Origin of the sequence: Allobosea sp. (genome assembly GCF_030694325.1) — a bacterium.
In the GTDB taxonomy this organism is placed as follows: domain Bacteria; phylum Pseudomonadota; class Alphaproteobacteria; order Rhizobiales; family Beijerinckiaceae; genus Allobosea.
In genome coordinates this window covers 1-12,338 of the sequence record NZ_JAUXYO010000100.1, presented here as the reverse complement: position 1 = coordinate 12,338, position 12,338 = coordinate 1, and the positions used below count along the sequence as shown (strand labels likewise).

10 protein-coding genes, 1 tRNA gene and 1 pseudogene are annotated in these 12,338 nt (G+C 67.0%); 5 read left to right on the top strand and 7 right to left on the bottom strand.

Features of this window, described 5'->3' with window-relative positions; genetic code table 11:
• Positions 1-508 (top strand): annotated as a pseudogene (locus Q8M82_RS06080) (HlyD family type I secretion periplasmic adaptor subunit); the annotation flags it as partial.
• Between the two features lie 90 nt (positions 509-598).
• Here Q8M82_RS06080 and Q8M82_RS06075 read toward each other — a convergent pair.
• The 5 genes from Q8M82_RS06075 to Q8M82_RS06055 all read right to left on the bottom strand — a co-directional run bounded on the left by Q8M82_RS06075 (position 599) and on the right by Q8M82_RS06055 (position 4,604).
• Positions 599-1,105 carry a tyrosine-type recombinase/integrase gene (locus Q8M82_RS06075; protein ID WP_371126251.1) on the bottom strand — a complete coding sequence of 169 codons (507 nt, stop codon included), beginning with the start codon at positions 1,103-1,105 and terminating at the stop codon, positions 599-601.
• Positions 1,106-1,402: 297 nt separating this feature from the next.
• Positions 1,403-1,478: transfer RNA gene (locus Q8M82_RS06070), tRNA-Thr, on the bottom strand.
• A gap of 80 nt (positions 1,479-1,558) precedes the next feature.
• Entirely contained in the window at positions 1,559-2,506 is a 948-nt protein-coding gene (locus Q8M82_RS06065) for a prephenate/arogenate dehydrogenase family protein (RefSeq protein WP_305690478.1), read from the bottom strand.
• On the bottom strand, positions 2,506-3,606 hold the full coding sequence (gene hisC, locus Q8M82_RS06060; RefSeq protein ID WP_305690477.1) for a histidinol-phosphate transaminase: 1,101 nt from the start codon (positions 3,604-3,606) through the stop codon (positions 2,506-2,508). Before hisC ends, Q8M82_RS06065 begins: the two co-directional genes overlap by 1 nt.
• Positions 3,607-3,767: 161 nt before the next feature.
• Complete coding sequence (locus Q8M82_RS06055) at positions 3,768-4,604, bottom strand: chorismate mutase (RefSeq protein WP_305690476.1); 837 nt, start codon at positions 4,602-4,604, stop codon at positions 3,768-3,770.
• Between the two features lie 289 nt (positions 4,605-4,893).
• On the opposite strand from Q8M82_RS06055, the gene metX reads away from it, so the two are divergent.
• Both metX and metW read left to right on the top strand, forming a co-directional pair.
• The gene (gene metX / locus Q8M82_RS06050) at positions 4,894-6,063 is read left to right on the top strand and encodes a homoserine O-acetyltransferase MetX (protein WP_305690475.1); all 1,170 of its coding nucleotides are present in this window, start codon (positions 4,894-4,896) and stop codon (positions 6,061-6,063) included.
• A 171-nt stretch (positions 6,064-6,234) separates the two neighbouring features.
• Entirely contained in the window at positions 6,235-6,891 is a 657-nt protein-coding gene (gene metW, locus Q8M82_RS06045; protein ID WP_305690481.1) for a methionine biosynthesis protein MetW, read from the top strand.
• 110 nt (positions 6,892-7,001) lie between these two features.
• Here metW and clpB read toward each other — a convergent pair whose 3' ends face one another.
• Complete coding sequence (gene clpB / locus Q8M82_RS06040; RefSeq protein WP_305690474.1) at positions 7,002-9,623, bottom strand: ATP-dependent chaperone ClpB; 2,622 nt, start codon at positions 9,621-9,623, stop codon at positions 7,002-7,004.
• Positions 9,624-9,803: 180 nt separating this feature from the next.
• Between clpB and Q8M82_RS06035 the strand changes: the two genes are divergently transcribed.
• Positions 9,804-10,148 carry a DUF2293 domain-containing protein gene (locus tag Q8M82_RS06035; RefSeq protein ID WP_305690473.1) on the top strand — a complete coding sequence of 115 codons (345 nt, stop codon included), beginning with the start codon at positions 9,804-9,806 and terminating at the stop codon, positions 10,146-10,148.
• Between the two features lie 82 nt (positions 10,149-10,230).
• Positions 10,231-11,016, top strand: coding sequence for an MOSC domain-containing protein (locus tag Q8M82_RS06030; RefSeq protein ID WP_305690472.1), 786 nt, complete (start codon positions 10,231-10,233; stop codon positions 11,014-11,016).
• Between the two features lie 75 nt (positions 11,017-11,091).
• Here the strand turns inward: Q8M82_RS06030 and Q8M82_RS06025 are convergent, their stop codons facing one another.
• Positions 11,092-12,129: a DUF4167 domain-containing protein gene (locus Q8M82_RS06025; RefSeq protein ID WP_305690471.1), complete on the bottom strand. Its 1,038-nt coding sequence runs from the start codon at positions 12,127-12,129 to the stop codon at positions 11,092-11,094.
• Positions 12,130-12,338: the final 209 nt, after the last annotated feature.

Sequence of the window (12,338 nt, the reverse complement as noted above, 5' to 3'; positions counted from 1 at the left end):
GGTCGCCGAGCTGTCCGACCGCCGGTTCGCCTCGGAGGACCGGCTGGCGCGCTCGGTGATCCGGTCGCCGGTGGCCGGCACCGTGAACGAGCTCAGCGTATTCACCGTCGGCGGCGTGATCACGCCGGCCGCGCGGCTGGCCACGATCGTGCCGCGCACCGCAAAGCTCCTGGTCGAGGTCAAAATCGCGCCGGCCGACATCGACCAGGTCCGCGAAGGTCAGACCGCACGCCTGCGCTTTGCAGCCTTCGCCCGCAACACCACGCCCGAAATCCCCGGACGCGTCCGCCACGTCTCGCCTGCTACGACCAAGGATCCGCAGACCGGCGCGCAGTTCTACAGCGCGGACATCGAAATCTCGCGCGACGAAGCCTCGGCCCTCGAAGGCAAGACGCTCGTGCCAGGCATGCCTGTCGAGGTTCTGATCACGACCGAGGACAGAACGGCGATGTCCTACCTGATCAAACCCGTCCTTGACCACGCGCATCGCGTTTTCCGGGAGAGGTAAACCGAGATCCAACCGAGGGATCATCGGCGATCGGATGGGTCTTCCGGCATTTGAGAGGCGAGAGACATCCGCAGGTTGATTAAAAGCGCGTTAACCATGGTCCAATATTTCATTGAATTGCGTAGTAAAGAATACATACCTTTCAAAGGTAAGTTTTACATTGCGATGCGCGAATAAGAACAACACGGGAAAGGCCACACTGCTTGGCCTTCTGATCGCGGCCTCGCTCGGATGGCCCGGCCTGTCTGCGGCCCAGACCATGGAGGCCGCGCTCGGGCGCGCTATGCCGGGCATCAGGCGCAGCGCCGCATTGGTTGAGGGCTGTCCATGGAAGCCGTCGATCGCGCGCATCAAGCCGCCAAGCTGGATCGGATCCGTGATCGCGGCGCGATGCTTTACCACAGGCAAGGTGGTCGCGGCGCGATGGGCGAAGGTCGGATCGTTGACGGCCCGCGCCGTGGCGATGGCATAGCGGAAAACGTCGCCGATCACCGCACGCAGGCGCTTGGCCGTCTCCAAGCGGCCTTGGCCTTCTGCTTTTCGAAGCACGGCCAAAACCTCAGCCGCCGTGATCTCGGAAATCAGCCGATCGGCCAGCGCATCGTTGGCCAGTCCCTAGAGCATGCTGATTTCACTCGGAAACAGTCCGTCATTCCGGACAAGCGGCGCAGCCGCGCCGATCCAAAATCCATCATAAGGCTCTGGAGCCCTCCGATGGATCCCGGGGCAAGCCCGGGATGACGGCGGTGGTTCCGAGAAAACTCAGCACGCTCTAGGCCAACAATCGAGGGGCTGTCGATGAACGTCGTCGGCCAGCAACGAAGCCAAAAGCCGCCGAAACCATCAAAAAAACCGCCCTTTTGGGGCGGTTGCGGACGCAGCAGAATGTCGGAGTGGTGCCGCTTGAGGGATTCGAACCCCCGACCCCCTCATTACGAATGAGGTGCTCTACCAGCTGAGCTAAAGCGGCGACGCGGGAGCCTCTACCAGCCCGGTCGATTCTTGGCAAGGCAACGGCACGGGGCTCGGCCGGAAAATCCGGCGTGGTCGTCAGTCCTTGCGCAGCTTTTCCGTCTCCGGCTTCTCCTGGCCGAGCGCGACGATGCCGCGGCGGATGGCGCGGGTGCGGGTGAAGTGCTTGTGCAGCGTGTCGCCGTCGCCGAAGCGGATGGCGCGGGTCAGCACCGCCAGATCCTCGCTGAAGCGGCCCAGCATCTCCAGCACCGCATCCTTGTTATGCAGGAAGACGTCGCGCCACATCGTCGGGTCGGAGGCCGCGATGCGGGTGAAGTCGCGGAAGCCGCCGGCTGAGAACTTGATCACCTCCGACTGCGTCACCGCCGCCAGGTCCTCCGCCGTGCCGACGATGTTGTAGGCGATCAGATGCGGCAGATGGCTGGTGACGGCCAGCACGAGGTCATGATGGCTCGCCGTCATCACCTCGACGATCGCGCCCATGCCCTCCCAGAACTGGCGGGTGGAGGCGATGGCGGCCGGATCGGCGTCCTCCGCCGGGGTCAGGATGCACCAGCGGTTGAGGAAGAGGCTGGAGAAGCCGGCATCGGGGCCGGAATTCTCCGTGCCCGCAACGGGATGGGCCGGGACGAAATGCACGCCTTCCGGCAGATGCGGCATCACCGCATCGACCACGGATTTCTTGACCGAGCCGACATCGGAGAGGATCGCGCCCGGCTTGAGCGCAGAGGCGATCTCGGCCGCGACCGGCCCGCAGGCGCCGACGGGCACGCAGAGGATGATGTGGTCGGCGTCCGCCACGGCAGCGGCGGCCGTGTCGGCGATCTCGTGGCCGAGGCCGAGTTCGCGGGCCCGCTGCCGGACCTCCGGTTCACGATCGTAGAGTACGACGCGGCCGGCGAGGTTCAGCGCCTTGGCGGCATGGGCGATCGAGGAGCCGATCAGCCCGATGCCGATGATCGCGAGCCGCCTGAAGAGCGGGGCGTCGCGCCGCGGCGCGAAGCTGTCCTGGGACGGCGCCATCACGCCGCCAGGAATTCACTGAGCGCGGCGACGACGAGCCGGTTCTGCTCCTGCGTGCCGATGGTCATGCGCAGCGCGCCCGGCAGGCCATAGGCGCCGACCCCGCGCAGGATCAGGCCGCGCTGCGTCAGGAAGGCGTCGGCCTCCTTCGCCGTGCGGCCCGGCGTCGCGGGGAAATGGACCAGCACGAAGTTGCCGACCGAAGGCGTGACCGTCAGGCCGAGCTTCTCCAGCTCGGCGGTGGTCCAGGCCAGCCATGTGTCGTTGTGCTCGAACGCGGCGGCGACATGGGCCTCGTCGGCGATGGCGGCCGCGCCGGCCTCGATCGCCGCGCCGTTGACGTTGAACGGGCCGCGGATGCGCTCCAGCGCGTCGATGATGTGGGCCGGGCCATACATCCAGCCGATGCGCAGATTGGCGAGGCCGTAGATCTTCGAGAAGGTGCGCGTCATCACGACGTTCTCGCTCTCGGCGACCAGTTCGAGACCCGAGGCATAGTCGTTGCGGCGGACATATTCGGCATAGGCCGCGTCCAGCACCAGCAGCACATGCGAGGGCAGCCCGGCATGGAGGCGCTTGACCTCGTCGAAGGGCAGATAGGTCCCGGTCGGGTTGTTGGGGTTGGCGAGGAAGACGATCTTCGTGCGCGGCGTCACCGCCGCGAGGATGGCGTCGACATCGGCGGTGAGGTTCGTCTCGTCGACCACGACAGGCTTGCCGCCGGCCGCCAGGATCGCGATGCGGTAGACGAGGAAGCCGTGCTGGGTGAAGACGCCCTCGTCGCCATCGCCGAGATAGGCCTTGGTGATGAGCTGGAGCAGTTCGTCCGAGCCGGTGCCGCAGAGGATGCGGCCGGCGTCGAGCCCGTAGCGGGCGGCGATCGCCTCGCGCAGCTTGGTCGAGGAGCCGTCCGGATAGAGCTCGAGCTTGGCGGCGATCTTGCCATAGGCCTCGACGGCCTTGGGGCTGGGGCCCAGCGGCGTCTCGTTCGAGGAGAGCTTGTGCAGCTTCACGCCGGCCGGAGCGGCCGATTTGCCGGGGACATAGGCCTCGATGTCGAGGACGCCGGGGCGGGGCATGGGTCGGGTGGCTGCGGACATGGTCTTGGCTTTCGGCGTTGACGACCCTCTCCGTCATTCCGGGCGACCGAAGGGAGACCCGGAATCCATCGGAGGGCACCGCACTCTACGATGGATCCCGGAGCTCCGCTTCGCTTCGTCCGGGATGACGGTGGTGGATCAGGCGAGAGACATAATCGGGTTCACGAACGGACGGGCTTGAAGGCGAAGCGGGCGGCGTGGCTGCCGATTTCGGCGAAGTCGCTGAGGCCGGCAGGCTCCAGCGAGGCGCGGATCGTCGCCTGATCGACCTCGCCCGAGGCCGCCACCAGCAGCGAGAGATGCGAGCCGTCGGCGGCCGAGGCCGAGACCTCGGCGAGGTGCTGGGCGAGCCCGGCCCGCAGCGTCTCGGACCAGCGCTCGACGCGGGCGGCGTAGAGCACGATCTCGCGCATGGCGGCATCGGCCAGCGGCTTGGCGACGCAGTAGACCGGCGTTCCGGCCGGATGGTTCGGCCGCTCGATGAAGGGCAGGCGCGCGATGATCTTGGGCGCGTCGGCGCCGACGAGATCGCGCCACCAGATCCCGGCGCTGGCGCCCTGGTCCATGCGGAAGATGCCGAGATCGCCGGCCGAATCCGCCACCGCGCGGATGACGGCGCGCGCATCCGCATGGGTGACGAAGGGCACGGTGAAGCCGAAATGGAAGCGGGCGGAATCGCGCATCGCCGCATCGCCACCCGAGACGTCGGCATGGACGGCGTAGTTCGCCTGCACATAGGTGAAGGTGGCGATGATGATGCGCCAGATGCCCTCGATCGTATCGAGCGGCAGCAGCCCCTTATGGCGCAGCGCCAGGCGTTTCATCATGTCGGCCTCGCGACCGGGCCGGAAGGCGGAGCCGGAGACTTGCGTCTTCTTGACCGAAATCAGCGTCTCGATGATCGAGGAGCGCTCCATCAGCAGCGCATGCATCTCCGCATCGATGCGGTCGATCTCCGCACGCAGATCGGCAAGGGTGGTCGGAGCAGCTTCGGTCATGACGGCAGCGCGATGCGAGGAACAGCCCTCATCCTGAGGAGCCGCGCAGCGGCGTCTCGAAGGATGGTCCAGCACGCTCTGGAGCATCCTTCGAGACGCAGCCTGTAGGCTGCTCCTCAGGATGAGGGCTGAGGAGTTGATCGAAGCTCTTAGCGCTCCCACCTCGCCTTGGCAAAGCGACCAAACGCATCGCCGCGTTGACAGACAGGCCTTGTCGCGGCATCGCTAGAGTTCGATCTTCCGAACGAGCTGACCGGCAAGACAGATTATCGCGTCGAAACGGACAAGAATGAGCGACTTTTCCGCGAACCTGGCCGACCCCCTGAAGGAAGCGAACGAGCCGACGAGCGCGGTGGCGCGCTTTGCCCCCGATACGCCGTTGCGGATGGATTGCGGCGTCAGCCTCGGCCATTGGCAGATCGCCTACCAGACTTACGGCACTTTGAACGTGTCGCGGTCGAACGCCATCCTGGTCTGCCATGCCCTCACCGGCGACCAGCATGTGGCGAGCCGCAATCCGATCACCGGCAAAGGCGGCTGGTGGACCGCCATGGTCGGCCCCGGCAAGCCTGTAGACACCGACCGCTTCTTCGTGATCTGCGCCAATGTCGTCGGCGGCTGCACCGGCACGACCGGCCCGGCCTCGACCAACCCGGAGACCGGCCAGCCCTGGGGGCTCGGCTTCCCGATGGTGACGATCCGCGACATGGTGCGGGCGCAGGGGCATCTCGTCGACAGTCTCGGCATCGAAACGCTGTTCTGCGTCGCCGGGGGCTCGATGGGCGGCATGCAGGTGCTGCAATGGGCGGCGAGCTATCCAGAGCGCGTCTTCGCCGCGCTGCCGCTGGCCACCGCCGCCAAGCATTCCGCCCAGAACATCGCCTTCCACGAGGTCGGCCGCCAGGCCGTGATGGCCGACCCCGACTGGCGGGCCGGGCGCTATCTCGAGGAGGGCACGCGCCCCTCCAAGGGGCTTTCGGTGGCGCGCATGGGGGCGCACATCACCTATCTCTCGGAGCCCGCGCTGCACCGCAAATTCGGCCGCAAGCTGCAGGACCGGGAGGCGCCGACCTTCTCTTTCGACGCGGATTTCCAGGTCGAGAGCTATCTGCGCTACCAGGGGCTGTCCTTCGTCGAGCGGTTCGACGCCAATTCCTATCTCTACGTGACGCGGGCGATGGATTATTTCGACCTCGCCGCCGACCATGACGGCGTGCTGGCCAAGGCTTTTGCGGGCACGAAGACGCGCTTCTGCGTGGCGTCCTTCACCTCCGACTGGCTGTTCCCGACCGCCGATTCCCGCGCGATCGTGCATGCGCTCAACGCGGCGGGCGCGTCTGTGTCCTTCGTCGAGCTCGAGAGCGACAAGGGCCACGACGCCTTCCTCCTCGAGGAGCCCAACCTGTTCGCCACGACGCGCGGCTTCCTCGGCGCGGCAGCGCGGGCCAGGGGGATTTGAGATGAGCGCCCTACCCTGTCATTCCGGGGCGGCCCGGAGGGCCGAACCCGGAACCCACGACCGGGTGAGCCCTGTCGGGCAGGTGTCTTTCCCTTCGGAGGCCAGTCGTGGGTTCCGGGTTCTTCGCTGCGCGAAGCCCCGGAATGACAGGTGGAGATCCTCTTGACGACGATGGACACCCACACCAACCGCATCGACCTCAAGCTCGTCGCCGAGATGGTGACGCCCGGCTCGCGCGTGCTCGATGTCGGCTGCGGCGACGGGCAATTGCTGGCGCTGCTCGCCGAAACCCGCAATGTCGATGCGCGCGGCATCGAATTGTCGCGCGAGGGCGTGGCCGGATGCGTGGCGCGCGGGCTCTCGGTGATCCAGGGCGACGCGGACACGGACCTCACCGAATACCCAGACGACGCCTTCGACTACGTCATCCTGTCCCAGACGATCCAGGCGACGCGCAACCCGCGCTTCGTGCTGGAGCAGATGCTGCGGATCGGCCGGCGCGCGATCATCTCCTTCCCGAATTTCGGGCATTGGAAAATGCGCAGTCAGGTCTTTTTCCTGGGCCGCATGCCGGTGACGGATTCGCTGCCCTATGCGTGGTGGGACACGCCCAACATCCATTTCTGCACGATCCGCGATTTCGTGACGCTATGCGACACGATCGGCGCGGAAAAGGAGCGCGCGGTGGCGCTCGACGCGGCGGGCGGCCGCGTCGGCGTCAGTGCGCCCTGGTGGTTCTGGAACCTCTTTGGCGCACAGGCGGTGTTTTTGCTGAAGCGGGGTGATCCTTCTCCCCTCGGGGGAGAAGGTGGCAGCGCGCAGCGCTGACGGATGAGGGATGCCTCGACCGGAAACAAGAAAGGGCCGCTTGCGCGACCCTTCCCTCATCCGTCTGCTGCGCAGACACCTTCTCCCCCGAGGGGAGAAGGGAAAAGAGTTCAGTTCAGCGGCACGCCCACCGGCCGCTTTTCCTTCACGGCCGCAACATCGCCCAGCATCAGGCTGGCGGGGCCGACCGTGACCGGCACCGTCTCGCCGTCATGGACCTTGCCGGCAAGCAGCATCTCGGCCAGCGGGTCCTGGACCGACTTCTGGATGACGCGCTTGAGCGGGCGCGCGCCATAGGCCGGGTCGTAGCCCTTGTCGGCGAGCCACTGGCGCGCCTCTTTCGACAGCTCCAGCACGATCTTGCGGTCGGTCAGGAGCTTGGCGAGGCGGGCCATCTGGATATCGACGATCGCGCCCATGTCCTCCCGGCGCAGCCGGTGGAACAGGATGATGTCGTCGATGCGGTTCAGGAACTCCGGCCGGAAGGCCTGCCTGACCACGCCCATCACCTCGTCGCGGACGGCCTCGGAATCCTGCCCCTCGGGCTGGTTCACCAGATACTCCGAACCGAGATTCGAGGTCATGATGATCAGCACGTTGCGGAAGTCGACCGTGCGGCCCTGGCCGTCGGTGAGGCGGCCGTCGTCGAGGACCTGCAGCAGGACGTTGAACACGTCGGGATGCGCCTTCTCGACCTCGTCGAAGAGCACGACCTGATAGGGCCGGCGGCGCACGGCTTCGGTGAGCGCCCCGCCCTCCTCATAGCCGACATAGCCGGGAGGTGCGCCGATCAGCCGGGCGACGGAGTGCTTCTCCATGTATTCGGACATGTCGAGGCGCACCATCGCGGTGTCGTCGTCGAACAGGAACGAGGCCAGCGCCTTGGTCAGTTCGGTCTTGCCGACGCCGGTCGGCCCCAGGAACATGCAGGAGCCGCTCGGGCGGTTGGGGTCCTGCAGACCGGCCCGGGCGCGACGCACGGCCGTCGAGACGGCCTCGACCGCTTCGCGCTGACCGACGACGCGCGCGGCCAGAACCTGCTCCATGCGCAGGAGCTTGTCCTTCTCGCCCTCCAGCATCCGGTCCACCGGCACGCCGGTCCAGCGGCTGACGACCTGCGCGACATGGTCGGCGGTCACGGCCTCTTCGACCATGCCCGAATTGTCGCCGATGGCCTCGATCTCGGCCAGCGTCTTCTCGAGCTGCGGAATCTCGCCATAGGCGAGTTCGCCGGCGCGCTGGTACTCGCCCTTGCGCTGGGCCTGCGCCAATTCGTTGCGGGCGTTTTCGAGCTTGGTCTTCAGCTCGGCGGCGGCGCCGAGCTTGTCCTTCTCGGCCTTCCACTTCGCCGTGATCGTGGCCGAGCGCGACTCAAGATCGGCGAGCTCGGATTCGAGCCGCTTCAGCCGCTCCTTCGAGCCGGAGTCGCTCTCCTTCTTGAGCGCCTCCTGCTCAATCTTGAGGCGCACGATCTCGCGGTCGATCGAGTCCAGTTCCTCGGGCTTGGAATCGACCTGCATGCGCAGCCGCGCCGAGGCCTCGTCGACGAGGTCGATCGCCTTGTCGGGCAGGAAGCGGTCGGTGATGTAGCGGTTCGATAGCGTCGCGGCCGAGACCAGCGCCGAATCCGTGATGCGGACACGGTGGTGCTGCTCGTATTTCTCCTTCAGCCCGCGCAGGATCGAGACAGTGTCCTCGACCGAGGGCTCGTCGACGAAGACGGGCTGGAAGCGCCGCGCCAGGGCTGCGTCCTTCTCGACATAATTGCGGTACTCGTCGAGCGTGGTGGCGCCGATGCAGTGCAGGTCGCCGCGCGCCAGAGCGGGCTTGAGCAGGTTCGAGGCGTCCATCGCCCCGTCGCTCTTGCCGGCGCCGACAAGCGTGTGCATCTCGTCGATGAAGAGGATGATGCCGCCTTCGGCCGCCGAAACCTCGTTCAGCACGGCCTTCAGCCGCTCCTCGAACTCGCCGCGGTACTTCGCGCCGGCGATCAGGGAGCCCATGTCGAGCGAGAGCAGGTCCTTGTCCTTGAGGCCCTCGGGCACGTCGCCATTGACGATGCGCAGCGCCAGCCCCTCGGCGATGGCGGTCTTGCCGACGCCTGGCTCGCCGATCAGCACAGGATTGTTCTTGGTGCGGCGCGAGAGAACCTGGATCGTGCGGCGGATCTCCTCGTCGCGGCCGATGACCGGATCGAGCTTGCCCTCGCGGGCGGCGGCCGTGAGGTCGCGCGCATATTTCTTCAAGGCGTCGTAGCTCTGCTCGGCGCTGGCGGAGTCGGCGGTGCGGCCCTTGCGGATCGCCTCGACGGCGGCATTGAGCGCCTGCGGCGTGACACCGGCCTTGCTGAGCGCCTTGCCGGCCTCGCTGTCCTTTTCGATCGCCAGAGCGAGCAGGAGCCGTTCGACGGTCACGAACGAATCGCCCGCCTTCTCGGCCGCCTTCTCGGCGGTGTCGAAGACACGCGCCAGGCCCTGCGTCAGGCTGAGCCCGCCGGCGCCAGCGCCGCTCACCTTCGGGAGGCGCGCGAGTGCGGCATCGGTGAGCTGGAGCGCGAGCTTGGCGTTACCACCCGAGCGGTCGATCAGCCCGGCGGCCATGCCCTCATTGTCGTCCAGCAGCGCCTTGAGCAGATGCTCAGGCGCGAACTGCTGATGGCCCTCGCGCAGCGCGATGGTCTGCGCGGCCTGCAGGAAACCTTTCGCCCGATCCGTATATTTTTCGATGTTCATAGCTTCACTCCGCCCACCGGCACGCCCCGTGGCAGCGTGATCCGGTTGCCTTTCCTCAAGATGGGGCTCCCGTCGGGGCCGCCCTTCGAACACAGAGATAGGTGTGGCATCCGCGCAACGTAAGTGGCGGCGCCACGCAAAGCATTGACGAGCGTCAGATCGTGAGACCACTTTCTCGGCATGGCAGGAACGCAGCGCCAGCAATCGATCCGCAAGGCGCTCCGGGCTCTGGCGCCGGGCATTCCGCTCGCCGACGCGCAGGCCGTGGTGGAACTGGCCGAGCGGCGACATATGAAGGATCTGCCGCCTGCGACTGCGCTCTGGCTCGCGCTGGGGAGCCATGTCCGCCACGTCCACACCGACTACGAGCAGTTGCTGGCCGATGGCTATGAACGCGAGGCGGCACGCTTCTTCGTGGTCGAGGAGACGGATGCCGTGCTCGCCGGCTGGGGCTGCCAGCGCTCGGTGGCGGAACTGCCCGAGGTCGAGGAGGAGGCGGTCCGGACCCGCATTTCGCGGGACTGATCGCTGCCATGCCAGGAATTCATCGCTCTCCGCGCGGAGGTCGCGCTAATCTCGCGGCCCGCCTTGCTTCAGGTCCCTCCCCATGCGCATCGCCTCGCTCTACCGCTATCCCGTCAAGGGTCTGTCGCCCGAACGCCTGACCTCGGCGCAACTGGAAGCGAACGCCTATTTTCCCGGCGACCGGCTGTTTGCGATCGAGAATGGGCCGTCGGGCTTCGACCCGGCCGAGCCTGTCCATCAGCCCAAGATCAAATATCTGATGCTGATGCGGCACGAGGCGCTGGCGACGCTGCGCACCCGCTATGACGACCCCAGCGGCGAGCTCGTCATCGCCCGGGACGGCCAGGAGGTGCTGCGGGCGGACACGGCGACACCCGCGGGGCAAGGCTCCATCAGTGCGTTCTTCGAGACGTTCATGCCGGAGGCGCTGCGCGGCCAGCCGCGATTGCTGCGAGCGCCGGCGGGCTACCGCTTCACCGATTCGCGCTCGGGCTTCGTTTCGCTGATCAACCTCGCCAGCGTGGCCGACCTGGAGAAGCGCATCGGCTCGGCCGTCGATCCGCTGCGGTTCCGCGGCAACGTCATGGTCGAGGGGCTGGGACCCTGGCGCGAGCTTGATCTCGTCGGGCGCGAGCTGACCACCGCATCCGGCGTGAAGCTGCAGGTCATCAAGCGGATCGAGCGCTGTGCGGCCACGAATGTCGATCCGCAGACCGGCGCGCGCGACCTGCAACTGCCAAAGGCACTGATGACCGCCTTCGGGCATGTCGACTGCGGGATCTACTGCCAGATCACGACAGGCGGCCGGGTGGCCGAGGGCGAGCGCTTCGACCTCGTCGACAGGCCCGCCCCGCTCGGAATCGCCTGACGCAGGCAGCCCCATCCTTCCCGGAACGAAAAAGGGGCCCCTGCGAGCCCCTTCTTGTTCAGTCGCAGGCTTGGCTCACTCGGGCGAGCCATCCGTCTCGGACCCCAGCGCATCCATGACCTCGCGGGGCGAACGGCGGCGGCGCGGCCGCTTCACGGCGCCCTCGGCTGGAGCGCCATCGCCGCCCTCGGCGGCGACCGGATCGATGGCGGCGGGAGCCGGCTCGGCCGACGGCACGCGGACCGGCGTCGTCAGGAAGGATGGCAGCGCAGCGGCGACATCGCCGGGCTGGTCTGTGTCGAGATCAGCCTCGCGCTCGCGACGGGGGCGGCGCTCCGGCCGCGGTCCGCGCTCGGGACGGTCGAAGCGGCGCTCGCCCTGCACGGGCTGCGGCGCCAGTTCGGGCTGATCGCCACCCACAGGAATGTCGGACCGCGGCGCGTCGGGACGCGGCGCATAGCCGCCCTGCACGGGCTGGCCGCCTTCCGGTCGGTCGAAGCGCCGCTCGCCATCGCGGGCGGGCCTGTCATTGCGCTCGGGCCGGTCGTTTCGGTCGAAGCGGCGGTTGCCGTTGCGATCATTGCCCTGCCGATCGTTGCCGAAGCGGTCGTTCGGCTGGCGATCGTTGTTGCGGGGCGGACGATCGAAGCGCTGGCCGTCCTGGCCTTCGCCATCCTGCCGCGCACCGCCATTGCCGTTATAGCCGTTGCCGTTCACAGCGCCGCCCTGGACGTTGCGGCCGTCGGGCTGGGGCCCTCCCGGCTGCATGCCCTGGCCGTCCTCGTCGCCCTCTTCCTCTCCGTCATCGGCATCCTCGTTGAAGGCGCGATTGGGCGGGAAGCTGTGGCCGAACTGCTGGGCCATCTGCTCCTGGGCTGCGAGCAGGATGCGATAATAATGTTCGGCGTGCTGGAAATAGTTCTCCGCCGAAACCGGATCGCCCGATGACTGAGCGTCTCGCGCCAGCTGCAGATACTTTTCCGCGACGTGCTGAGCGGTGCCGCGAACCTTGACGTCCGGCCCGTTCGACTCATAGCTCCGCTGCAGCGGATTGGGCGCCTTCCGGTTACCGTTGTTATTGCTGTTGTTATTGTTGTTGTTACGGCCGCGCATGCGCCGGTTCTGACCTGGTCTCATTCGCGTGAATCTCGCGCTCTGTGCTCAAGGCAACCGTGGGGTCATAATGCGTGGGCCGGCGCACAGCGGGTTGCGGCGCTGCACCGGTAAGATTTTGACCTGAAGTGGCGTCGCGCCGATCCTGGTCTTCACGCGCTCTTTCCAAAAGGGACCTCTCGACCCCATGAGCCGATGGGCGCCGCGGC